The organism is Arthrobacter sp. RCC_34, from assembly GCF_041360795.1.
GTDB lineage: Bacteria > Actinomycetota > Actinomycetes > Actinomycetales > Micrococcaceae > Arthrobacter_E.
Window position 1 is genome coordinate 1252050 of the sequence record NZ_JBFUPW010000001.1, and the last position, 22755, is coordinate 1274804.

Below are 22755 nucleotides of genomic sequence, written 5' to 3' on the forward strand. Positions count from 1 at the left end.
CGGGCGTCTCGTGGTGGCGCTCCTCACGGTGCGCCTGCGCGGGGACGAGGGCGGTTGCCGCTACCCTGAAAAGAGCGTCTTCAGGCCCCAAAGGAGTCCACCACCCGTGTCACCGAGTTCGGAATACAACGCCCGGCACCTCTCCGTCCTGGAAGGGCTGGAAGCCGTCCGCAAACGTCCGGGCATGTACATCGGATCCAACGATTCCCGCGGCCTCATGCACTGTCTCTGGGAGATCATCGACAACGCGGTCGATGAGGCCCTGGCCGGGTACGGCCACGACATCAAGGTCATCCTCCACGCGGACAACTCCGTGGAGGTGCACGACGACGGCCGCGGCATCCCCGTGGACATCGAACCGAAGACCGGGCTCACCGGCGTCGAGGTCGTGTTCACGAAGCTGCACGCCGGCGGCAAGTTCGGCGGCGGCTCCTATAACGCCTCGGGCGGTCTGCACGGCGTGGGCGCGTCCGTCGTGAACGCGCTGTCCGCCCGTCTGGACGTCCAGGTGGACCGCGGCAGCAAGACCTACCAGATGTCGTTCCGGCGAGGGGAGCCTGGCCGCTTCGAGGACGGCAGCGGCAAGCCCAAGCCGGACGCGAAGTTCGTCCCGTTCCTGGAGAACTCCATGCTGGACGTGGTCGGCAAGGCGAAGCGCGGTGTCACCGGCACCCGGATCCGTTACTGGGCGGACCGCCAGATCTTCACCCCGGACGCCAAGTTCCTGTATGACGAACTCACGGGACGTGCGCGCCAGACCTCCTTCCTGGTGCCCGGGCTCAAGATCACCGTCCGGGACGAGCGCCGGCTCGCCGGGACGCCCGGCGCGGACGGCCCCTATGAAGAGGTCTTCCACCACGACGGCGGCATCTCGGAGTTCGCCGAGTTCCTGGCCGCGGACTCCGCGGTCACCGACATCTGGCGGCTGAACGGCTCCGGCACCTTCAAGGAGACGGTGCCGGTCCTGGACGATCACGGTCACAGCCAGCTGGCCGAGGTGGAGCGCCACTGTGAAGTGGACATCGCCCTGCGCTGGGGGATCGGCTACGACACCACCGTGCGCAGCTTCGTCAACATCATCGCCACGCCCAAGGGCGGCACCCACCTGGCCGGCTTCGAGCAGGCGCTGCTCAAGACCTTCCGCAAGCAGGTCGAGGCCAACGCCCGCAAGCTGAAGGCCGGCAACGACAAGGTCGAGAAGGACGACGTGATGGCCGGCCTGACCGCCGTGCTGACCGTCCGCCTCGCCGAACCGCAGTTCGAGGGCCAGACCAAGGAGATCCTCGGCACGCCCGCCGTTCGCGCCATCGTCTCCCGCGTGGTGGAGAAGGAGATCACCTCGCGGCTGACCTCCACGAACCGCAATGACAAGGCTCAGGCTTCCCTCCTGCTGGAGAAGGTCGTCAACGAGATGAAGTCCCGCGTCTCGGCGCGGGTGCACAAGGAGACCCAGCGGCGGAAGAACGCTCTGGAGTCCTCGACCATGCCCAGCAAGCTCGCGGACTGCCGCAGCAGCGACGTGGACCGCTCTGAGCTGTTCATCGTGGAGGGTGACTCCGCGCTCGGCACCGCGAAGCTGGCCCGGTCCTCGGACTTCCAGGCCCTGCTGCCCATCCGCGGCAAGATCCTGAACGTGCAGAAGGCGTCGGTGGGCGACATGCTCTCCAACGCCGAATGCGCCGCCCTGATCCAGGTGGTAGGAGCCGGCTCCGGCCGGAGCTTCGACCTGGACGCCGCCCGCTACGGCAAGGTCGTCCTCATGACCGACGCCGACGTGGACGGCGCCCACATCCGCACCCTGCTGCTCACGCTCTTCTACCGCTACATGAGGCCTCTCGTGGAAGCGGGCCGCGTGTACGCCGCTGTGCCGCCGCTGCACCGGGTGGAGGTGGTGAACTCCGGGTCCAAGGCCAACGAGATCATCTACACCTACTCCGAGCAGGAGTTGCTCACGCTCCTGGACCGCCTTCAGGGGGAGGGCAAGCGCTACAAGGAGCCCATCCAGCGGTACAAGGGTCTGGGCGAGATGGACGCCGACCAGCTGGCGGAGACCACCATGGATCCGCGGCACCGCACGCTGCGCCGGGTCAGCATCGACAGCGCGGAGAGCGCCGAGCGCGTCTTCGAACTCCTCATGGGCTCGGATGTGGCACCGCGCAAGGACTTCATCGTGGCCGGCGCGCAGCACCTGGACCGGGAACGCATCGACGCCTGACCCGGCCCGGCCGGCGCCGCTGTCCTCGAGCCGGGGCTGTCCTAGAGGTGGATGACGCCCGGCACGATCAGCAGTGCGGTCGGCGCCAGGAGCAGCAGGACCGAGGACGCCAGCACCACGGCGCGCTGCGCGGCCGGGAGTGCGGGGGCACCGGCGAGCAGTCGTTTCACGCGGGCCACCGTCGTGGCGGACACCGCAGCGTCGTCGCCGGCCAGGGCCGTGTCGGCGTCCAGGGCGGTGCGGCGCGGCTGCTGCCCATCCGCGACGACGGCGACCGCGCGCACCAGGGTTCCGGCGTCGCTGACTTTCAACGCGGCGTCGTCGGCGAGCATCTCCAGCAGCTCGTTCACCGCGCGCTGGGCGACGCGCGTGGTGGGAAGCCAGGGGAGAGCCGCCCTCCAGGCGGCGAAGGCCCAGAGCAGCAAGTGGTGCCGCTGCGTCAGATGGCTGTCCTCATGGGCGAGGACTGCGGCGAGTTCGCGCTCGTCCAGGGCATCCATGAGGGAGTCGGAGAGCACGGTGATGGAGCGGGCTCCGCCGGGCAGGCAGTAGGCCACGGGCGCGGCATGGGCGATGACCACGGTGCCGGAGTCGCCGTGCGGCTGGCTGAGAATGCCGAGGAGCTCGCGGTGCCGGCGCCGCTCGGTGCTGATCCGCACGTAGGTGAGCAACAGCGTGAAGAGCAGGTGCACGGTCAGCACCCCGGCGGTCGACAGCGCGAAGGCATGCCAGAAGCCGAGTCCTTCGGTGGACTGACTGCCCAGCATCACCAGAAGCAAGGCGTGAAGCCCCGCGACCAGATTGTCGCCGAGCGGTGAGAGCCCGTAGCAGAGCATGGCGCCGATCATGGAGAGCCCGCCCGCGAGGCCGATGGCCTGCCAGAGCACCAGTGCGGCGAAGGGGGAGCGGGACGGCCAGGAGCTCCGGGCCAGGAGGACCGGTGCCGGCCAGGCGAGGATGATCGCGAGGACCGCCAGGAACCAGGCGGTGATCAGCACCGCATGCCTCAGCTGCTGGAGGGGAGGTCCGAAGAGGGGTCCACACCCAGCAGACGACGGAGGGCGTCGGCTTCGGCGGGGCTGACCGAACCGACGAAGGTCGCCAGGACGGCTTCACGGTCCGGAGCGGAGCCCAGCACCTCGCGCATCAGCTCGGCGGTGTGTTCGGCGCGCGTGGAGACGGCGCGGTAGCGATGCGGGCGGGTGCCGCGTTCGCGGGCCACGAGGCCCTTCTTCTCCAGCCGGGAAAGCACGGTGAGCACCGTGGTCACGGCGAGCTCCTTGCCTCCGCTGGCCGCGTCGGTGCTGGCGAGCTGATCCCGCAGGTCGTTGGCCGTGGTGGCCTCCGTCCCGGCCCACAGCAGGTCCATGACGGATCGCTCAAGATCCCCGAGGCTTGCCATTGAAAGCGTCCATCTCCTCTGTAATGCTGATGATGACCCTCAGGGGACGGGTGTCCCCGGTGGGTGCGCAGCTCTCAATCTATCGTGTTTCGGCCCGTTTTTCTACGTTCAGTAGAAGCCTCTGTCTCGCGTGTCACGTGCGGCGGCGTCACGGTCCTTTTTGTTCTACACTCTGTAGAAGAAGGTTTTCTACGAAACGTAGAAGTTGTGCCTCGACGAGGGAATGGGGAATCCATGGACGCCTTGGAAGTCGCACGGTGGCAATTCGGCATCACCACCGTCTATCACTTCATGATGGTGCCGCTCACGATCGGCCTCGGCCTCGTGGTGGCCTTCATGCAGACGCTCTGGTATCGCACGGGCAAGGCCGAGTACCTGCGCATGACCAAGTTCTGGGGGAAGCTCTTCCTCATCAACTTCATCATGGGCGTGGCCACGGGCATCGTGCAGGAGTTCCAGTTCGGCATGGCCTGGAGCGAATACAGCCGCTTCGTCGGTGACGTGTTCGGCGCCCCGCTCGCCATGGAGGCCCTGCTCGCCTTCTTCGTGGAGTCGACGTTCCTGGGACTCTGGATCTTCGGCTGGAAGCAGCTGAAGAAGGGTGTCCACCTCGCCTGCCTGTGGATCGCGGTGATCGGCTCGGTCATCTCCGCATACTTCATCATCGTGGCCAACAGCTGGATGCAGCACCCCGTGGGTGTGACGCTGGAGGACGGACGCGGACGCATGGTGGACGCCTGGGCGGTGTTCACGAACAACACCGCGGTCGTGGCGTTCAGCCACACCATCATGGGCGCCCTCGCCGTCGCCGGCGGATTCCTCCTGGGCATCGCCTGGTACCACCTGTGGCGGCGCCGGACCGACGGCATCGACACGGTCGACGCCTCGGGCCGGGTGGTGGTGGGCGAGGCACGCTCCGTCCCCGGCCGCGACAAGACCGACCACACCGTGTGGCTCCGCTCGCTCCGCATCGGCGCCATCGTGGCCGCCATCTCCTTCGCCGGCACGTCGATCACCGGAGACCTGCAGGGCAAGCTCATGTTCGAGCAGCAGCCCATGAAGATGGCCGCCGCCGAGGCCGCCTGCCACGACGGCACCCAGTTCTCGGTGCTCAGCGTCGGAGACCTCGGGTCGAAGGACTGCTCCAACATCGTCGCGGTGATCGAGGTCCCGGGGCTCCTCTCCTTCCTGGCGAAGGGTGACTTCACCACCGAGGTCAAGGGCGTGAACACCCTGGTGCCGGAGTACCAGGAGAAGTACGGCACCCACCTGCCGAACGATCCGAAGCTCGGCGACCGCGCGGGCAAGGAGATCCAGTACGTGCCCGTCATGGAGGTCACCTACTGGGGCTTCCGGATGATGATCGGGTTCGGAGGACTGGCCGCACTCGCCGCCGTCGTCGCGCTCTGGCTGACCCGCCGGGGAACCGTGCCCGCAAGCCGCTGGCTCATGCGCCTGGCCGTCTTCGGGATCCTCGCGCCGTTCGGTGCCAACGCCGCGGGCTGGATCTTCACGGAGATGGGACGTCAGCCCTTCGTGGTCGCGCCGAACCCCGATATGAACGGCATCGACCCCGTGTTCATGTACACGGCCGCGGCGGTCTCACCGGGAGTCTCAGCGGGGGAGATCCTGACCTCCCTCATCGCCCTGACCACGGTCTACGCGGTGCTCATGGTGGTCGAGATCAAGCTGCTGACCACCTACATCCGCGGCGGGGTGGCCTCGGCCATGCCGGAGCTGGCCCACCACGACGACACCCCGGACGAGGACGGACGCGGAGGCTCCCAGCGGGAGACCGACGTCCTGGCCTTCGCCTACTGAGAGGAGAGACAGCATGGAAACCCTGCCCACCATCTGGTTCATCGCCATCGCCGTCCTCTGGACCGGCTACCTCTTCCTCGAGGGCTTCGACCTCGGCGTCGGGATGCTCATGAAGCTCTTCGCCCGGAACGACAAGGAACGGCGCGTCCTCCTCAACACGGTCGGCCCGGTGTGGGACGGCAATGAGGTGTGGCTCCTGACGGCGGGCGGCGCCACGTTCGCGGCCTTCCCGAACTGGTACGCCTCCCTCTTCTCCGCCCTGTACCTCCCGCTGCTCCTGGTGCTCCTGGGCTTGATCTTCCGCGCCGTCGCCTTCGAGTACCGCGGCAAGATCAACACGGACCGCTGGCGCACCACCTGGGACTGGGCCATCGCCCTGGGCTCCTTCGTGGCGGCGTTCGGCGTCGGTGCGGCGCTGGCCCTGAGCACGACGGGACTGCCGCTGAACGCCAACGGCGACCGCGTCGGTGGACCGTTCGCCTGGCTGACGCCTCCTGCACTCCTGGGCGGCTTCGCCGTCGTGCTGTTCGCGCTCGTGCACGCCCTCGCGTTCCTCATGCTCAAGACCGACGGCGAGATCCGGCACCGCGCACGCCGCTGGCTGATCCGCTGGCTGCCCCTCGGCCTTCTCCCGATCGCCGGTTGGGTCCTGCTGGTGCAGTTCCAGCACGGCAAGTGGTGGAGCTGGGCCCTCACCGGTCTGGCCGTGGTCGCGGCGGTCTGCGCGTGGCTTCTGGCCCGCAAGGCTCAGGAAGGAAAGGCGTTCATCCTGCTCGGCGCCTTCCTGGCGAGCGGGACGGCGGCGATCTTCTCCGCCGTGTACCCCGTGGTCCTGCCGTCCACGTTGGATCCGGCCTTCAACCTGACCATCTCGAACGCCTCCTCCAGTGACTACACGCTGGGTCTCATGACGGTGGTCGCGTGCATCGGTCTGCCGCTCGTCATCGCCTACCAGGCGTGGACGTACTGGGTGTTCCGCCGCCGGATCAGCGCTGAGCTGATCCCGCAGTCCCACACGGTGCTGCCGGCCGTCCTGCAGCGCGCCCTCACCAGGCAGTCCTGACGCATGGCGCGGACCAGGAAGTCACCGTTCCCGCCCGGGCCCAAGGGTCCCGTCTATGTGATGGGGCTGTTCGGGGCCGTCAACGCCCTGGGTCTGGTGCTGCTGGCCCAGGCCCTGGCCGGAGGGATAGCTCTCCTCGCCGCGGGCCGGGCCGCCGACGCCGACGCGCTCGTCCCGCTGGTCGGCGGAGGAGTGCTGGGAGCGCTGCTCCGGGCCGCCTCCGCGTGGGGGCAGTCGGTCGCCGCGCGGGCCGCCGTCGTCGACGTGAAGGAGAGCCTGCGGACGCGGCTGCTCGCCGCCCTCCTCGGGGGACGACGTCCTGCCGGTTCCACGGGTCGGGGCGCCGACGCCCTGCTGGCGACCCGGCGGCTGGATGAGCTGGACCGCTACTACACCGAGTTCCTGCCCAGCCTGGTCAACTGCGCGACCGTGCCTCTGCTCGTGGGGGCGAGGATCCTGCTGGCCGACTGGCTCAGCGCCCTGATCATCGTGCTGACGATCCCGCTGGTGCCGCTGTTCATGATCCTGATCGGGCGGCACAGCCAGGAGAGCCTCCTGAAGGCGTACCGCTCGCTCGACGTCCTCTCCTCGCATCTGGTGGAACTCGCGCGGGGCCTGCCCGTGCTCCTGGGGCTCGGACGTTCGAAGGAGCAGCGGTCGGCGCTGGAGGCGGTCGGTGAACAGCATCGCCGGGAGTCGATGGCGACGCTGCGGACCGCGTTCCTGTCCGCACTGGCCCTGGAACTGATCGCCACCATTTCCGTCGCCCTCGTGGCGGTGACGATCGGTGTGCGTCTGGTCCACGGGCAGATGCCGCTCGAAGCGGGGCTGATCGCTCTGATCCTGGCGCCGGAGTGTTATCAGGCACTGCGATCGATGGGCGCCGCGTACCATGCGAGTGAGGACGGCAAACTGGCGCTGGAAGCGGTGGACGAGGTCCTGGAGGCTCCGGAGCCGCGCCGACTTCAGGTCGAGAGCGTCGCCTCCGTGAGGGGCCCCGGGCTCGGGCTCGAAGGCCTGGCGGTGACCTTCCCCTCCCGAGGGATCACTCTCGGACCGGTGACGGCCACGCTGCGGCCGGGAGCCATCGTCGCGCTCACGGGTCCGAGCGGCTGCGGCAAGAGCACGCTGCTTTCGGCCCTGGCCGGAACGCTGGAACCGGGCGCCGACGCCGTGGGCACGGTGCTGCGCCTGCGCCAGGCGTCTCCGGAGGGATCTCGTCCGGGGGAAACCGGCGAACTCGCCGTGGCCTACGCTCCGCAGCATCCCGAGTTCCTGGAGGAACGGGTGCGGGACGAACTGGCCTTCTGGGCCGGGGAGCAGGCGACGACGGAGCGGCTGGACCGGAGCGCTCGTCTGGCGGCCGCCGACGATCTCCTCGACCTGCGGATCGCTGACCTCAGTCCGGGGGAGCAGCGCCGTGTGGCCCTCGCCCGGGCCTTCCTGCTCACGGAACTCGGCGCAGAGGTGCTGCTCGTGGACGAACCCACGGCCCACCTGGACCCTGTCCGCGCCGCGACGGTCCGTGCCTCGCTCCGCGAACTCTCGGAGACGCTTCCCGTGCTCCTGGTCAGCCACGAACCCGCGACGCTCGCGCTGGCGGATGAGCCGGTGCCCGTCAGCGGTGGACTCGCTCATCCCTCGGATGTTCAGGCGGCCACACTCGCTGCTGCCTCCCCGGCAGCCGTCGACGGCGGATCTGCGGCATCCGCTGATTCCCACGCGGAGAGCGAGGACGGCCGTCCGTCGCGCGCGGTCCCGCTGCCCACCCGTGTCTCTGCGTCGCTCCTCTCCGGATCCCGCTGGCGGCTGGTGCGGGCCGCGGCGCTGGGTGTCCTGGCCCAGCTGTTCTCGGTGGCCCTGGCGGCGCTGTCCGGCTGGCTGATCGTCCGGGCGAGTTCCCAGCCGCCCATCCTCTACCTGATGGCCGCGATCGTCGGCGTGCGGTTCTTCGGCATCGGGCGGGCGGTCCTGCGGTACTGCGACCGGCTCGTGATGCACGACGCCGTGTTCCGCGTGACCACGAGCCTGCGGGCCCGCGTGTGGGAGGGGCTCTCCGGGAGGGCCCTGGGCATCCGTCGCGTCATGCAGGGCGGCAACGTCCTCGACACCGTCGTGGCCGATGTCGACGAGTACCGCGACATCCTGCCACGGGTTCTGGCGCCCCGCTGGATCGCCGTGGGCACCGCCGTGCTGGCCGTGGCCGCCACGGCCTTCGTCCTGCCGGCCGCACTTCCCGTCACCGTGCTGGTGTGCATCGTCGGGCTGTTCGTGGCCCCGGCCGTGGCCGTCAGGGCCGACCGGCGCTCCAGCCGCGCCGTGCTGGAGAGCAAGTCGGCCCTCCTGCGCTGGGTCGCGTCCGCATTGCAGTCCTGGAAGGACGTGCGGGGGAACGGCCTCAGCGCGCGGGTGGTCGAGCAGGCGGGACGCCTCTCCGGCGCCATGGTCCGGGCCGCACGTCGCGCGGCGTGGGCCGAAGGGTCCGGGCTGGCGCTCAGCGTGGCGGCGTGCGCCGCGGGGGCGGCCGCCGTCGTCGTGCAGTCGGTGGCGCTCGGGACCGGGCAGGAACTGGCGGAACGGACCGCGGTCGTCGCCTTCATGCTGCTGGCGCTGCAGGAGCCGTTCCAGGCGCATCTCTCCGCGAGCCGCCTCAAGCCTGCGCTCCGTCGCCTCGAGGAACGCCTCACGGCGGCCACCGCTCCGGAACCGGTGCGGGAGTCGCGGGGGACCCGGGTCGTGGAGCCAGCCGCGACCCCCAGCGGGCTGTCCTTCGAGGACCTGTCCGTCGCGTGGCCGGACTCGGGCAAGGTCTTCACCGGGCTCAGCGGCGCTGCCGCGCCGGGCCGGGCCCTGGGGATCTCCGGACCGTCGGGCAGCGGCAAATCGACGCTGCTCGCTGCGCTGCTGGGCTTCCTGCCACCCCGTGAGGGGACGATCACCGTGCACGGCCGCATCGCGTGGTGCCCCCAGGAATCGCACGTGTTCGATTCGACGGTCCGCGGCAACCTGGCCCTGGCCCGCGCACGGGCGGATTCCGCTGGAGAGGATGCGCTGTGGGAGAGCCTCGAACGTGTGGGGCTCGCCGACGCGGTCCGGAGCATGCCGGATGGTCTCGACACGCGCATCGGGCCGGGCGGCAGCTTCTTGTCCGGAGGCCAGCGGCAGCGTCTTGCCGTCGCAAGGACTCTCCTGGCCGGGGCGAACGTGCTGCTGCTCGATGAGCCGACGGCCCATCTGGACGCGGAGGCGGCGGATGCGCTCCTGAACGACCTCGTCACCTCGCTGGAGGGGGAGACCCTGGTGGTCGTCTCACACCGGGACGAGGACCTCGCCCGCGTCCCCGGGCGGCTGGACCTCGGGGACCGCGAACCCGTGGGAGGACCCCCGCACGCCCGATGAGCCGGGGCGCCGAGCCGTCACGGCGCCTAGCGATAGGCTGGCGCCATGACTGAGGAATTCGGGGGACTCCTGGTCCGGGCACCGCTGCGGACCGACATTCCGGCCTGGGCGGAGCTCGTGGCGCGGATCGCCGAGGCGGAGCGGCACACGTGGTTCGAGAAGGCCGAGGACCTTGAGACGTTCTTCGAGCTGCACGACGCGGGCTCGGACGCCATCCTGGCCTTCGACGACGACGGCGTGCCCCGCGCCCACGGTCGCATCACCGCCGTGGGGGACGGCGCCGTCGTGCGCACCGAAGGCGGCGTGGACCCCGCCTGGCTGCGGCGTGGCATCGGGAGGGGTGTTCTCCACTGGCAGCAGGACCGGGCCGGGCGCCTCGCCGCCGACCGCGGGCTGCCGGGCATGGCGCTCCGGGCCCAGCACGAGGACCAGGTGAAGGGCCCGGCGAGGCTGCTCGAGTCGGAGGGCTTCGGGATCGTGCGGTGGTTCAACGAGATGCACCGAGGCTTGGACGAACTGCCTCCGGCCCGTCCGATTGCGCCGGGCTACGAGCTCCTGGACTGGACGCCGGACCTGGACGAGGCGACTCGTCTGCTGCACAACCTCGCCTTCGCGGGGCACTGGGGCAGCGCACCCCGGACAGAGGAGTCCTGGGCACGACGCGTGGGCAATCCCGAAGTCCGGAGGGCATGGAGCTTCGTGGTGCGCGAGACGTCCACCGGGCTGCCCGTGGCGTACCACCTCGGCAGCCATGACCCGGAGATCGAACGGCTCCACGGCCGGGTGGAAGGGTACACCGAACTGGTCGGCGTACACCCCGACCACCGGGGCCGAGGACTCGCCCGGCATCTGCTGGAGGAAGCGCTGCGGCGCTACGCGGCGGACGGCATGACCACGGCGGCACTCGACATGGACTCGGGCAACGGCACCGGTGCCCTGGCGCTGTACGAGGGCCTCGGCTACCGCGTGGTGAACCGGGCCCCCGTCTGGGAGAAGCTGATCCCCGCTACGCCGTGACGTCGTGCAGGTGGTGGACCACGTCGTGGAGGAAGTAGCTGGAGAGCGAGGCCACCGTGAACTGTGAGCCGTTGCTGCGCAGCCCGCGGTGACCGAGCAGCTGGCCGGGCGCCTCCTCGAACGCCCGGGCGGTGAGTTCCGTCTCCTCGGCGATCTGATGCGCGACGCGCCGGGGGCTCTCCTGGCGGTACTCCTTCGCCACGGCGGTGGCGTCCTGATCCCAGTTGGCGAATTCCACGCCGTCACGGCCGAGCATGAGATGCAGTCGCTCCCGGAACAGCTCCAGCACGTCCCGCACATGGGCGGCGTACTCGAGAGGCGACCAGGTGGACTCGTCCGGACGGACCGTGACGTCGGGGCGGGCCAGCACGGCCTCCCAGCGGGCCGGATGGGTCCGGATCTCCCGTGCCACGTCCGCGGGCGTGATGTCTGCGGGATCGAAGCCGCATTCGGGGCAGATCCTCTCGATCACCCAGGTCCAGTCCTTCACATCCGGTTCAATCGCCATGGGTCCAGCATAGTCAGCAGGTCGTGAAAGGGCCGACCCGCCGGCCTGGGCGGAGACCGGTGGTCTCAGCCCAGGCTCGGTCCGATCAGATCCACGGACTGGCTCAGGGGCACTCCCGAACCGTCGCGGCGGCCGTGTTCCTGCGGCAGGGACCGCGCCACGCCCGCGGCACTGGACGCCCGGGCGGGACCGTGACCGGCCCAGGCCAGGAGAAGCCGGTCCTCGCCCTTCAGGAACCGGTGTGCCCGGACGCCGCCCGTCGCACGCCCCTTGACCGGGAACTCCGAGAACTCAGTCACCTTCGCGGCGCCCGGGTTGGTGCCCGGCAGCGCGTCGGACGATCCGGCGATGGTGACCACGACGGCGGAGGGATCGCCCGCGGCGACGACGCCGAAGAAGATCGCCTCGTCGTCGTCGGCCAGCTTGATGCCGGCCATGCCGCCCGCGAGACGGCCCTGCGGCCGCACCGCGGTGGCGCCCATCCGGAGCAGCTGGCTGGACCGCGAGACGAAGACCAGCTCGGAGTCATCCGGCGCGGGGGCGATCGCGAGCACACGGTCCTTGTCCTTGAGGGTGATCGCCTCCCAGTCCTCGCGGTTGAGCGGGTAGTCCGGCTGCAGGCGCTTCACCACGCCCTGTGCGGTGCCGAGCGCGACGACCTCGTTGAGGGGGACGATGCCGATGACGCTTTCGCCCTTGGGCAGGGGCAGGAACTCCTTGACCGGCACGCTCGTCGCGAGGTTCGGCGCCCCGCCCGGCATGGGGACGACGGGCAGGTCCATGGCCTGGATCCGCAGCATCCGGCCCCGGTCGGTCACCGCGCCCAGCTCACTGCGGGCGGTGGTGCGGACGGTGGAGACGAAGACGTCGTGCTTGGCGCGGTTGCCCGGATCCGCCAGTGGCTCGGCCGAGTCCGTGCGGGCGACGACGCCGGAGGCGCTGAGGACCACCCAGCAGGGCTCGTCCGCGATCTCCAGGGGCAGCTGCTGGGCCGCGGCTTTCTTGCCCGCGGGCGCGGCGAGGGCCTTGACCGGGACGTCCTCCTTGTCCAGGAGGACCGTGCGACGGGGAGTGCCGTACTGCTCGGCGACCTCGGCCAGTTCGGCGGAGACCACCTCGCGCAGGCGGGCGTCCGAGGCGAGGATCTCCTCGAGTTCGGCGATCTGCCGGCGGAGTTCGTCCCGCTCCTTCTCCAGCTCGATCAGCGAGTACTTGGTCAGCTGACGCAGCCGCAGTTCCAGGATGTAGTTGGCCTGAGCCTCGGAGAGGTCGTAGATGGACATGAGCCGCTCACGGGCCACGGCGGCCTCGTCGCTGGAGCGGATGATCTGGATGACCTCGTCGATGTCGACGATCGCGATCAGCAGGCCTTCCACGAGGTGCAGACGGTCCTGTTTCTTGCCGAGCCGGAAGGCGGTGCGGCGGCGGACGACGTCGAGGCGGTGGCCCAGGTAGACGTGCAGGAGCTCCATCAGGCCGAGCGTGCGCGGCTGACCGTCCACCAGCGTGACGTTGTTGATGCCGAAGGAGTCCTCCAGGGGCGTCAGGCGGTACAGCTGCTGCAGGACGGCCTGCGGGTTGAAGCCGTTCTTGAGCTCGATGACGAGCCGCAGCCCGTTCTGGCGGTCCGTGAGGTCCACCAGGTCGCTGATGCCGGCCAGCTTCTTGGCGTTGACCGCGTCCTTGATCTTCTCGATGACCTTCTCGGGGCCCACCATGTACGGGAGCTCGGTGACCACGAGGCCGGTCCGCCGTGCGGAGAGCTGCTCCACGGTGACTTTGGCGCGGGTCTTGAAGCTGCCGCGGCCGGTGGCGTAGGCGTCCCGGATGCCGTCCAGGCCCACGATCCGTCCGCCGCCGGGCAGATCCGGGCCCGGGATGAAGCCCATGATGGTCTCCAGAGTGGCGTCCGGGTGGTCGAGGAGGTGCCGGGCGCCTGCGATGACCTCGCCCAGATTGTGGGGGGCCATGTTGGTGGCCATGCCCACGGCGATGCCGGAGGCGCCGTTGACCAGAAGGTTCGGGAAGGCCGCCGGCAGCACCTCGGGCTGGGTGAGCTGGTTGTCGTAGTTCGGGACGAAGTCGACGACGTCTTCGTCCAGATTCCCGGTCAGCGCCATGGCGGACGGCGCCAGACGCGCTTCGGTGTAACGCGGGGCGGCGGGGCCGTCGTCGAGCGAGCCGAAGTTGCCGTGGCCGTCGATGAGCGGCAGGCGCAGGGAGAAGTCCTGGGCCATGCGGACCATGGCGTCATAGATGGCGGTGTCACCGTGCGGGTGAAGCTTGCCCATGACCTCGCCGACCACGCGGGCGCTCTTGACGTGGCCCTTGTCCGGCCGGAGGCCCATGTCGCTCATCATGTAGAGGATGCGCCGCTGCACGGGCTTCATGCCGTCCCGGGCGTCCGGGAGGGCACGGGAGTAGATCACCGAATAGGCGTACTCGAGGAAGGACGTCTCCATCTCCGTGGTGACGTCGATCTCGACGATGTTCTCAGTGAACGGCTCTAGGGGCTGGGCTCCCCGGCTAGTGGTGCGTCGCGCCATGGATTTACGAATGACCTCGTGGTGTGCTGCGGCGCGCCCCGGTGGCGCGACGACTACTCTAAAGCTTATGGCGCGCGCGGCTGAACTTGCTGGATATCCGGACTACTGGGAGGCCGATGTCGTGCTGCGGGACGGAGGCACCGGTCACATCCGGCCCATCGCCCCGTCCGACGCCGAGGCGGTGCAGGCCTTCCACCAGGCCCAGTCACAGTCCTCCATCTATCTGCGCTTCTTCAGCTACAAGGCCAAGCTCAGCCGCATGGAGCTCAAGCGCTTCACCGAGGTGGACCACCGGGACCGCGTCGCCCTCGTGATCACGATCGCCGGGGAGATCGTCGGCATCGCCCGGTACGACCGGCTGGACGGCACCCGCGAAGCGGAGGTCGCCTTCAACATCTCGGACCGGCACCAGGGCCGGGGGCTCGGCTCGATCCTCCTGGAACATCTCGCCGCGGCGGCCCTGGAGAACGGCATCCGGCGGTTCACGGCGGAGGTCCTTCCGGAGAACCGGAAGATGCTCAGCGTGTTCGCCGACGCCGGGTACGAGGTGCAGCGTCAGCTCGAGGACGGCGTGATCCTGGTCGGTTTCGACATCGACCCCACCGTGAAATCCCGCGCCGTGATGGAGTCCCGCGAGCATCGCGCGGAGGCCCGCAGCGTCCAGGAACTCCTGGCGCCGGCTTCGGTGGCGGTGATCGGCGCGAGCCGCCACTGGGGCAAGATCGGCCACGAGATCATGCACCATCTGCTCGAGGGCGGGTTCACCGGGACCGTCTACGCCGTCAATCCCTCCGCGCTCGAGGTGGGCGGCGGGCTGAGCTACGGCAGCATCACCGAGGTGCCGGGGCCCGTGGACCTGGCCGTCATCGCGGTGCCGTACGACGAGGTGCCCGGTGTCGTGGCCGAGTGCGGCGCCGCCGGCGTGCGGGGTGTGCTGATCATCACCGCCGGCTTCGCGGACGACGGCGAGCGGGGCCTCGCGCGCCAGAACGAGATCGTGCGCCAAGCCCGGGCCGCCGGCATGCGTGTGATCGGTCCGGCGTCCCTGGGGCTCATCAACAGCGATCCCGCCGTCGCCCTGAACGTCTCGATGGCGCCGGGCATGCCGGCGCCGGGCGGGCTCGGGCTGTTCAGCCAGTCCGCCGCCGTCGGGATCTCGCTCTACGCCACGGCTCAGCGGCGCGCGGTCGGCATCTCCAGCTTCGTCTCCGCGGGCAACCGCGCCGACGTCTCCGGCAACGACGTCATGCAGTACTGGGAGGACGACTCCCGCACACGCGCCGTGGGGCTGTTCCTGGAGTCGTTCGGCAATCCCCGCAAGTTCTCGCGGATCGCGCGCCGCCTGGCCCGGAGCAAACCGGTGATCGTGGCGAAGCCGGAGACCATCGGCCTCCGCCTGCCACCCGGCCATGCGGTCCGCACCACGCAGGCGCCCGCCCGGGCGCTGGACGCCATGCTGCGGCAGGCCGGGGTCATCCGGGTCGGGACCATGGAGGAGCTACTGGATGTCGCCCAGCTGGTCGAGGCTCAGCCCCTGCCCCGCGGCGGCCGCGTGGGGATCCTCTCCAATTCGCTGAACCTTGCCAGGATCGTCGCCGACACCGCGGAAGGCCACGGTCTGGTGATCGGAACCGTGCAGGGCGCCCTCTCACTCGACGGCGGGCAGTCCGTGGCGCTGGCCCGGCTGCGGCGCGAGATCGCCGCCCTCCAGGACGACGCCGGGGTGGACAGCATCGTGGTGACGGTGCTGCCGTCGCTCGGGCTCGAGCATGACGCGCTGGTGGACTGTCTGGCGTCCCTCGCCCGGGAGGGGGAGAAGCCCCTGGTGGCGGTCTTCCCCGGGAATTTCGATCCGGCCCAGCGGGAGAGCGGGGTGCTCGGAGGCACGTCCGACGGGCAGCGAGGCCTGCCCGCGTTCGAAAGCCCTGGCGCAGCGCTGGCCGCCGTGGCCGCCGTCGCAGGCTATGTGAGCTGGCGGGATCGGGAGCTGTCCGCCGAGTCCGCCCCGGACATGACGGGTGACCTTGCGTCCCGGGAGCCACGCGAGCGGGCCGCCGCCCTGCTCGCGGAGTGGCTGAGGCCGGTGCAGGGACCGCAGCTCGTGGCTCTCGACCAGGATCGTCTGGAGTCGCTCCTGGGCTGCTACGGGATCCAGGTCCTCCCGTCCCGGCAGTTCAGCACGGTGGCGGAGGCGCAGGAGGCGGCGGACGAGCTCGGCTGGCCCGTGGCTTTGAAGACTCTCAGCCCGGCATTGCGGCATCGCCTGGACCTCGGGGGAGTGCGCCTCAACATCCAGGACCGCGAGTCATTGGCCCGGAACGTCGAGCAGATGAAGGACGTGCTGGCGGTCTACGGCGCCACGGATCTCGAAGTGCAGTCCATGGCCGGGGTGGGTCAGGCCTGCACGCTCCGCGCGATCGAGGACCCGCTGCTCGGACCCGTGGTGGCATACGGGCTGGCCGGCGATGCGGTCAAGCTGCTGGACGACTGGGCGTACCGGGTCCCGCCGCTCAGCGAGGAGGAGGCTCGGGAATTCGTGCACGCTCCCAAGGCGGCGGTGAAGCTGACCGGCTACGAGGGCCTGCCTCCGATGGACACGTCGGCACTGGCCGACCTCCTGTTCACGGTCGCCGAGCTGAAGGACAACCACCCGGAGATCGCCCTGCTGGAGTTCACCCCGGTGCTCGTGGGCCAGCACGGGCTGACGGTGCTCTCGGCCACCGTGCACATCGCCAATGCGGCGCAGCGCACCGACAGTGCGCGGAGGGCTCTGCGCAACCAGTGAGCGAGAGCGCGCGGCGGCGAGGTCGCCGTCGCGCGGGAGATGCATTCGCGTGGACCCGCCGGCTCATGGGAAAATGGATTCCATGAGCCAGCCCAGCAGCACCTCAAAGGCACATCCCATGAGTGATCTCCGGGCCGCCGTGGACCGGGCGGGTTTCTACCCGCGACTGGTCATGGACGTCATCCAGGACGCTCTGGACGGCCAGGTCCCGCTCCAGCAGCTCGTTCACCTCGAGACACACTTCGACCGCGCCGAAGTGCGCCGTCACGTCACCGCCCTCGTGCTCACCCACGACGTCCTGGTGGTCGTCCATGTGGACGACCACCAGCTCGATGACAAGGGGGAGCAGGTCATGGCGCAGGTCTCCACCGAGACGGTGCCGCTGCACCAGATCCGCAGCGTGGTGCTCGGCTTCGTGTACGCCCAGCCTCAGGAGTACAGCGGCAAGGAACAGCCGCGCGAGCTGACCCTGTCCATCGCGTGGTCCGGTGGACGCCGCCTCGACCTGATGCCCGCCACGTGCGGCGATCCGCAGTGCGAGGCCGACCACGGCCTCAATGGCACCAGCAGCGCCGAGGACATCGTGCTGCGCGTGAGCGCCGAGGCGGACGGCCCCAAGTCGCTCAAGCAGGCCCGCCAGTTCGCCCATTCGCTGCGTTCCGCGAGCACCGGCCAGCGCGTCGGGGACCTCCCCGAGACTCAGACGGCCCCCGCTCCGCGCGGCGAGGCGGCCCCACACGCGCCCGTCCGGAAGCCGGCCCGCGGCCTCGCGGCGCTCTCCGGCCGCCTCGGTTCCCGCAGCAGCCACCGCCAGTGACGGACGCGACGACGACGGCGCCGCCCCAGGTCCCGGCGTACGGCCGCCGCAGCATCGCCGACCTTCTCAGCAGCGCGGCTTCCGCCGCCGGCGCCGCAGGACTGCCCAACGCGCTGAAGATCCCGGCGGCGAGCCGCGTCTGCCTCGTCCTGGTGGACGGGATGGGTGCCCAGGTGCTCAAGCGGTATGCGGCCCACGTGCCGTTCATGAGGTCGCTGGTCCAGGCCGGCGGCTCCGGGCTCCCCGTGCGCCTCGACGCGGCTTTCCCCACCACGACGGCCAGCTCCCTCGCCAGCCTCGGCACGGGTGCGGCTCCCGGGCAGCACGGCATGGTCGGTTATGACGTGCTGGACCCGGATCAGGGCAAGGTCGTCAACCAGCTCGGCAACTGGGACGCCGGGGTGGATCCCGCCCGCTGGCAGCCGTTGCCGACCGTCTTCGAGCTGGCATCCGCCCAGGTCCCGGTGCACACGGTCAGCATTCCGCGCTTCGCGTCCTCGTCCATGACCCATGCCGCGCTGCGCGGGACGGAGTTCCACGGCTCCGGGACTCTGGCCGGCCGGATCGGCGCGGCCGTGGACATCCTCCAGAAGCCGGGCCTGGTGTACTTCTACCTCAATGACGTGGACAAAGCCGGCCACAAGTACGGCGTGGACTCCCCGGAGTTCCTGGCTGCACTCGAGGAGGTGGACTTCACCCTCCGTCAGCTGGCGGCCCGGCTTCCGCAGGACACCCGCGTGCTGGTCTCGGCGGACCACGGCATGGTGGATGTCCCGAGGAGCGGCCGCGTCGACTTCTCGGCCTTCCCGGAGCTCATCGACGGTGTCCGGCACACCGCCGGCGAGCCACGGATGCTGCATCTGCACCTGGAGGAGGGTGGGGATCCCGCCCTCCTGCGGCGGGCGTGGGAATCACGCTTCGGCGACCGGATCTGGGTGCTGGAGAAGGACCAGGCGATCCGCGACGGCTATTTCGGGGCGGTCCGTGACGAAGTGCTGCCGAGGATCGGCGACGTGCTGATCCTGGCTCGCGAAGAGGTCGCGTTCTTCGATCTCCGCAGGGTCAGGCCGGAGGCCATGGAGATGATCGGTCAGCATGGCTCGCTGACCAGGGCAGAACGTGAAGTGCCGCTGCTCAGTTTCCTGGCGAACGGGCCCAAGGCCGGAAGCCGCGGCGGGACGGGCCGACGCCGGTCCTGACAGGCCTGGGCCGGATGAACCGTCGCGGCCGGCGGTGACCAGCCGCGTCACCGTCTGCTGTCAGTTGTCGCCCTTGGTGCCGAAGACGATCTCATCCCAGCTGGGCACGCTGCGCCTCTTGGCCGGCTTCTCCGGGGACTTGTTCTCCGAGTCGGCGGAGTCGTCCTTCGCAGAACGCGACCCCTTCTGGGACTCGTCGTCGCGGCGGGCGTCCTCTTCGCGCTGACGGCGCTCGGCCTCGGCGCGTGCGAAGTCCTCGGGATCCTTGTGGAAGCTCGCACCACGCAGCACGGAACGCTGCCGCAGAGGGGAGCGTTCGCCTGCTTCGGCCTCCTCCTCGGTGGCGTTGGCGAAGATCTCGTCAGCGAGGCTCGGGCCGCCCTTACGGCCTCCGCGCTCCGCCGGCGGCACCACGCGGATCTCGCGGGTGTGAGTGCTCACACCGTCGGACAGGGAGATGCCGTCGTCCTCGTGCTCCTCCTCTTCGGGCAGGGCCAGGCGCAGCCGGGGGACCTCCGCAGCCGGGGTGTCGTCCTCCTCTTCGTCCACCTCGGAGGGGCGGGGGTGAGCCGCGGGCACGCCCTGCGAGAGCAGGAGTGCGAGGGTGTCGTCACTGTCCTCGTCGACCCCGAGGCGCTGACCGCGCCGGGAGTTCAGGAGGTCGACCAGGCTCTCGGAGTCGCTCAGGAGGTCGTCGGACGCGGGCTGCTCGACCGCGTCGGCCTCCACGTCGAAGGGGTGGTCGCGCACGGCCGAGAGGCGGCGGCTGCCCCACGGGCTGTCCACATGGAGCGGAAGGGGTTCGAGCTCACTGAGGTGCTGCGCCCAGCGGTTGGCGTTCTGCAGCGTCTTGGTCAGCGGGGAGTAGGTCCAGCGGGCCGGCGGTTCCTCACCGAGCTGACCGCCGAGCGATTCGGGGATGTCGAAGTCCGCCGTGACCTCCCAGAGGCCGTGGGCCACCTTCTTGGAGTCCCAGCTCAGGCCGTCGACGGGGACGCCGAGCTGCTTGAGGCGGTGCTCGACCATTTCGCCCAGGAACGCCCGGTCCTGACCGAAGGCACTGCGGTAGCCCTCGCCGTCGTCCAGGTGTCCCGGAACCTCGACGCCGCGCGCCTGATCGGCCACGTGGGCGCGTTCGGCCAGCACGGGGCCCTCGTAGCGTTCCACGCTGGCAAGGGGCAGGCCGGATTCCTCGGCGACCTCGGCCGCAGTGGCGCCGGCCCGGATGCGGGCCTGGATGTCGCGCGGGCTGAGAGCGGAAGCGGAACCGCCCCGGGCACTGGGCCGGGCGGCCGCCCGGGCGATGGCGCGGCGCAGCGCCTCATCGAGAGGAAGCTCGTAGCGTTCTCCACTGGAGTCGCTGAGCAAGAGGCGATCACCGTCGTCGTGAACTCCGAGAAGCCGCAGCTCCTGCATCCTGTACCTCCATGTGTGCGTTGCCGTCAATCGAAACTCTGCCATCTCCGGGGCGGCATCGCGGTCAGCTTCGAGGGCGTGCCGCGAAATTTCCCCCGTATTGACTGGCTTTAAGGCCGGATCTCCGCCAGAATCGGGCGCGGGCTCCGGCTCGGGCACAAAATCCGCTCTCTCGACGTTGACGCTGTAGTTCCTGGCCACTCGAGGGTGGCTTCCCGATTTCTCATAAGGGGGAAACAACACCACATGGCCACCGATTACGATGCGCCCCGCAAGACCGAGGAAGACCGGGCGAACGAGTCCCTGGAAGCCTTGAAGACCACGCACCGTGCTGACGGCACCTCTGCCGTGGTGGACGAGGATGAGGCGGACCTCGCCGATTCCTTCGAATTGCCCGGGGCGGATCTGTCCCACGAAGAGCTCCAAGTGATCGTCCTTCCGGAGCAGTCGGACGAGTTCACCTGCGCCTCCTGTTTCCTGGTGCGGCATCGCTCCCAGATCGCCCGTGAACAGGGCGGTCTGGCGTACTGCGTCGACTGCGAAGGCTGAGACACGGCGCGTCCGGCACGACGGCACCCGGCAGCCGGGCGCCACGGTTCACCCACGGCGAAGGGCCGGTGCAGTTGCACCGGCCCTTCGCCGTCAATGGGGGATGTGCGGCCGACCGTACGGGGTCGTGCCGGTCTCAGGAGGTCAGTGCCGCCACGAGCTGCTGGGGCCGCCGGGTGGAGACGAGCCAGTACGGGGTTTCGTCCTCGGGATCGGTGATCTCGACGCGGACCACCGGGTCCACCCAGCCGCGGATGCAGAGGAAGGCGAGGCCGTTGAGCCGCGGACCGCGCTCCTGGAAGGCCTCGTCGTGACTGAACGCCTGCACCTCGCCGAGGAAGGCGCGGTCGATGACGGCCTTGCCGGCACGGAATTCCGTGGCGGTGACTTCGATGCGGGGGGTGTTCGCGTACAGCGCACCGCCCACGAGGAGGAAGATCACGATGGCGGCGGCGACGCCGTATCCGATCCCGATCGGCGCGAGCACCAGGATTCCGGCGAGGGACAGGACCGCCACGATGATCCAGGCGCCGAGCCCGGGCCAGAGCCGCTCGCTGAAGAGCGCAGGGGTGGTGGAGGCGTCCGAAGGCATGGCCGGACCGGTGTTCGTGGAGGGCATGACACTAGCTTGGCACCTTTCCCTGGGCATTTCATCTCGGCCCGGGCTCTCACGAGGGGCCGCCCGCGGGTGCTCAGCACCCCTCCCAGGGGCCGGGGACGGGGCCGGCGGGTTCAGCGGGAGGCCGGACGGCCGTACTAGGCTTGAGCGCGTGACTGAACCCCAACCGCACACCCTTGATGTTGAACTCCGCATGCTCGACGACGGCCTGGAGCCGCCGTCGTACGCCCAGCCGGGCGACGCGGGAGCCGATCTGCGGGCCCGGGTCGACGTGCACCTGGAACCGGGGGAGCGGCGCCTGGTTCCGACCGGAGTCTCCATCGCCCTGCCCTTCGGCTACGTCGCCCTGATCCACCCCCGTTCCGGCCTGGCCACCAAGCAGGGGCTGAGCATCGTCAACGCTCCCGGCACGGTGGACGCGGGTTACCGTGGGGAGATCGCCGTCACCCTGATCAACACGGACCGCGAGCAGGCGATCGATCTGCGCCGCGGCGATAGAATCGCACAGATGGTGATTCAGCGCGTGGAGCACGCCCGTTTCGTCGCCGTGAGTGAACTGCCGGACTCGGTCCGCGGCGCTGGCGGTTTCGGATCGACCGGCGGCTTCGCCGGCTCACACGCCTGAACGCACCCCACAACCACGGCACCACGGCGCCCTTGACACGAAGCCACTGAGGAGAATCCCGCATGCTATTCGGCAGGTCCCGCAAATCCCAGCGTGAATCCGACGAAGTCCTCACCCCCAGTGAGTCCGTGATCGAGGAGCAGGACACCGAAGGCCGCTCGACCAGCGGCCCCTTCGACGTCCACGAGATCGAGGACCGCGAGGAATACCTCGACCTCGGCGCGATCCTGGTCTCGCCCCGGCCCGGCCTCGAGCTCCGCCTCGAAGTCGAGGAATCCAGCCAGCGGGTCATCGCGGTGTCGCTGGACATCGGCGATTCCTCCGTCCAGGTCCAGGCGTTCGCCGCGCCCCGTTCCGAAGGCCTCTGGCCCGAGATCCGCGAGCAGATCGCGGAGTCGGTGCGCAGCCAGGGCGGCCAGATCGACGAGCTGGAAGGCACTCTCGGCGCCGAGCTGATCGCCAGCGTTCCCGCCGAAGCCCCGGACGGCACGGCCGGTTACCGGGTGGCCCGCTTCGTGGGCGTCGACGGCCCGCGCTGGTTCCTGCGCGGCGTCTTCAGCGGTCCCGCGGCCATCCAGCGGGAGGCCGCCACGGAACTGGAGGAGCTCTTCCGGGCCCTCGTGGTGGTGCGTGGCGACAGCCCCATGCCGCCGCGCGAGCTGCTGCCGCTGACCATGCCGAAGGCCTCCGCGGAGGCCCCGCAGGCTGAGGACGGCAGGCCGTCCTTCCAGGCTCCCGAACGAGGGCCCGAGATCACCGAGATCGGCTGATTCC

The 22755-nt window shown here is 69.9% G+C and carries 17 protein-coding genes; 11 read left to right on the top strand and 6 right to left on the bottom strand.

The window, feature by feature from the left end:
* The first annotated feature begins 106 nt into the window (after positions 1-106).
* A complete protein-coding gene (locus AB6732_RS05900) occupies positions 107-2215 on the top strand; it encodes a type IIA DNA topoisomerase subunit B (protein ID WP_370959094.1) in 2109 nt (702 codons plus the stop codon).
* A gap of 41 nt (positions 2216-2256) precedes the next feature.
* Here the strand turns inward: AB6732_RS05900 and AB6732_RS05905 are convergent, their stop codons facing one another.
* Both AB6732_RS05905 and AB6732_RS05910 read right to left on the bottom strand, forming a co-directional pair.
* The gene (locus AB6732_RS05905; RefSeq protein ID WP_370959095.1) at positions 2257-3213 is read right to left on the bottom strand and encodes a M56 family metallopeptidase; all 957 of its coding nucleotides are present in this window, start codon (positions 3211-3213) and stop codon (positions 2257-2259) included.
* An 8-nt stretch (positions 3214-3221) separates the two neighbouring features.
* On the bottom strand, positions 3222-3617 hold the full coding sequence (locus AB6732_RS05910; RefSeq protein ID WP_066212239.1) for a BlaI/MecI/CopY family transcriptional regulator: 396 nt from the start codon (positions 3615-3617) through the stop codon (positions 3222-3224).
* Positions 3618-3851: 234 nt separating this feature from the next.
* On the opposite strand from AB6732_RS05910, the gene AB6732_RS05915 reads away from it, so the two are divergent.
* The 4 genes from AB6732_RS05915 to AB6732_RS05930 are packed head-to-tail and all read left to right on the top strand — an operon-like array spanning position 3852 to position 10917.
* Complete coding sequence (locus tag AB6732_RS05915) at positions 3852-5438, top strand: cytochrome ubiquinol oxidase subunit I (protein WP_370959096.1); 1587 nt, start codon at positions 3852-3854, stop codon at positions 5436-5438.
* Positions 5439-5451: 13 nt separating this feature from the next.
* Positions 5452-6501 (top strand): cytochrome d ubiquinol oxidase subunit II, encoded by a 1050-nt coding sequence (gene cydB, locus AB6732_RS05920; RefSeq protein ID WP_370959097.1) that lies wholly within the window; start codon positions 5452-5454, stop codon positions 6499-6501.
* Between the two features lie 3 nt (positions 6502-6504).
* Entirely contained in the window at positions 6505-9900 is a 3396-nt protein-coding gene (gene cydD, locus AB6732_RS05925) for a thiol reductant ABC exporter subunit CydD (protein ID WP_370959098.1), read from the top strand.
* Positions 9901-9945: 45 nt separating this feature from the next.
* Complete coding sequence (locus AB6732_RS05930; RefSeq protein ID WP_370959099.1) at positions 9946-10917, top strand: GNAT family N-acetyltransferase; 972 nt, start codon at positions 9946-9948, stop codon at positions 10915-10917.
* Here AB6732_RS05930 and AB6732_RS05935 read toward each other — a convergent pair.
* Entirely contained in the window at positions 10907-11425 is a 519-nt protein-coding gene (locus AB6732_RS05935) for a DinB family protein (protein WP_370959100.1), read from the bottom strand. The genes AB6732_RS05930 and AB6732_RS05935 overlap by 11 nt on opposite strands.
* Positions 11426-11490: 65 nt before the next feature.
* Entirely contained in the window at positions 11491-13971 is a 2481-nt protein-coding gene (locus tag AB6732_RS05940; protein ID WP_370959101.1) for a DNA topoisomerase (ATP-hydrolyzing) subunit A, read from the bottom strand.
* A gap of 67 nt (positions 13972-14038) precedes the next feature.
* Between AB6732_RS05940 and AB6732_RS05945 the strand changes: the two genes are divergently transcribed.
* The 3 genes from AB6732_RS05945 (at position 14039) to AB6732_RS05955 (ending at position 18772) form a co-directional block, all read left to right on the top strand.
* Complete coding sequence (locus tag AB6732_RS05945) at positions 14039-16756, top strand: GNAT family N-acetyltransferase (protein WP_370959102.1); 2718 nt, start codon at positions 14039-14041, stop codon at positions 16754-16756.
* Between the two features lie 73 nt (positions 16757-16829).
* The gene (locus tag AB6732_RS05950; protein WP_370959103.1) at positions 16830-17573 is read left to right on the top strand and encodes a DUF5998 family protein; all 744 of its coding nucleotides are present in this window, start codon (positions 16830-16832) and stop codon (positions 17571-17573) included.
* A complete protein-coding gene (locus AB6732_RS05955; protein ID WP_370959104.1) occupies positions 17570-18772 on the top strand; it encodes an alkaline phosphatase family protein in 1203 nt (400 codons plus the stop codon). Before AB6732_RS05950 ends, AB6732_RS05955 begins: the two co-directional genes overlap by 4 nt.
* A 60-nt stretch (positions 18773-18832) precedes the next feature.
* Here AB6732_RS05955 and sepH read toward each other — a convergent pair whose 3' ends face one another.
* The gene (gene sepH / locus AB6732_RS05960) at positions 18833-20188 is read right to left on the bottom strand and encodes a septation protein SepH (protein WP_370959105.1); all 1356 of its coding nucleotides are present in this window, start codon (positions 20186-20188) and stop codon (positions 18833-18835) included.
* 246 nt (positions 20189-20434) lie between these two features.
* Here sepH and AB6732_RS05965 point away from each other — a divergent pair, with 246 nt between their 5' ends.
* On the top strand, positions 20435-20737 hold the full coding sequence (locus AB6732_RS05965; RefSeq protein WP_370959106.1) for a DUF4193 domain-containing protein: 303 nt from the start codon (positions 20435-20437) through the stop codon (positions 20735-20737).
* 136 nt (positions 20738-20873) lie between these two features.
* Here the strand turns inward: AB6732_RS05965 and AB6732_RS05970 are convergent, their stop codons facing one another.
* A complete protein-coding gene (locus AB6732_RS05970; RefSeq protein WP_370959107.1) occupies positions 20874-21356 on the bottom strand; it encodes a DUF3093 domain-containing protein in 483 nt (160 codons plus the stop codon).
* Between the two features lie 151 nt (positions 21357-21507).
* Here AB6732_RS05970 and dut point away from each other — a divergent pair, with 151 nt between their 5' ends.
* Both dut and AB6732_RS05980 read left to right on the top strand, forming a co-directional pair.
* The gene (gene dut / locus AB6732_RS05975; RefSeq protein WP_066212271.1) at positions 21508-21981 is read left to right on the top strand and encodes a dUTP diphosphatase; all 474 of its coding nucleotides are present in this window, start codon (positions 21508-21510) and stop codon (positions 21979-21981) included.
* A 62-nt stretch (positions 21982-22043) separates the two neighbouring features.
* Positions 22044-22751, top strand: a complete 708-nt coding sequence (locus tag AB6732_RS05980) for a DUF3710 domain-containing protein (RefSeq protein WP_370959108.1) — start codon at positions 22044-22046, stop codon at positions 22749-22751.
* The last annotated feature ends 4 nt before the right edge of the window (positions 22752-22755 follow it).

What these genes read in the sequence shown, in the direction of transcription:
- AB6732_RS05910 (WP_066212239.1), bottom strand. Translation starts at nt 3,617, where the DNA reads ATGGCAAGCCTCGGGGATCTTGAGCGATCCGTCATGGACCTGCTGTGG.
- AB6732_RS05915 (WP_370959096.1), top strand. Translation starts at nt 3,852, where the DNA reads ATGGACGCCTTGGAAGTCGCACGGTGGCAATTCGGCATCACCACCGTC.
- cydB (WP_370959097.1), top strand. Translation starts at nt 5,452, where the DNA reads ATGGAAACCCTGCCCACCATCTGGTTCATCGCCATCGCCGTCCTCTGG.
- cydD (WP_370959098.1), top strand. Translation starts at nt 6,505, where the DNA reads ATGGCGCGGACCAGGAAGTCACCGTTCCCGCCCGGGCCCAAGGGTCCC.
- AB6732_RS05930 (WP_370959099.1), top strand. Translation starts at nt 9,946, where the DNA reads ATGACTGAGGAATTCGGGGGACTCCTGGTCCGGGCACCGCTGCGGACC.
- AB6732_RS05935 (WP_370959100.1), bottom strand. Translation starts at nt 11,425, where the DNA reads ATGGCGATTGAACCGGATGTGAAGGACTGGACCTGGGTGATCGAGAGG.
- AB6732_RS05940 (WP_370959101.1), bottom strand. Translation starts at nt 13,971, where the DNA reads ATGGCGCGACGCACCACTAGCCGGGGAGCCCAGCCCCTAGAGCCGTTC.
- AB6732_RS05945 (WP_370959102.1), top strand. Translation starts at nt 14,039, where the DNA reads ATGGCGCGCGCGGCTGAACTTGCTGGATATCCGGACTACTGGGAGGCC.
- AB6732_RS05950 (WP_370959103.1), top strand. Translation starts at nt 16,830, where the DNA reads ATGGATTCCATGAGCCAGCCCAGCAGCACCTCAAAGGCACATCCCATG.
- sepH (WP_370959105.1), bottom strand. Translation starts at nt 20,188, where the DNA reads ATGCAGGAGCTGCGGCTTCTCGGAGTTCACGACGACGGTGATCGCCTC.
- AB6732_RS05965 (WP_370959106.1), top strand. Translation starts at nt 20,435, where the DNA reads ATGGCCACCGATTACGATGCGCCCCGCAAGACCGAGGAAGACCGGGCG.
- AB6732_RS05970 (WP_370959107.1), bottom strand. Translation starts at nt 21,356, where the DNA reads ATGCCCTCCACGAACACCGGTCCGGCCATGCCTTCGGACGCCTCCACC.
- AB6732_RS05980 (WP_370959108.1), top strand. Translation starts at nt 22,044, where the DNA reads ATGCTATTCGGCAGGTCCCGCAAATCCCAGCGTGAATCCGACGAAGTC.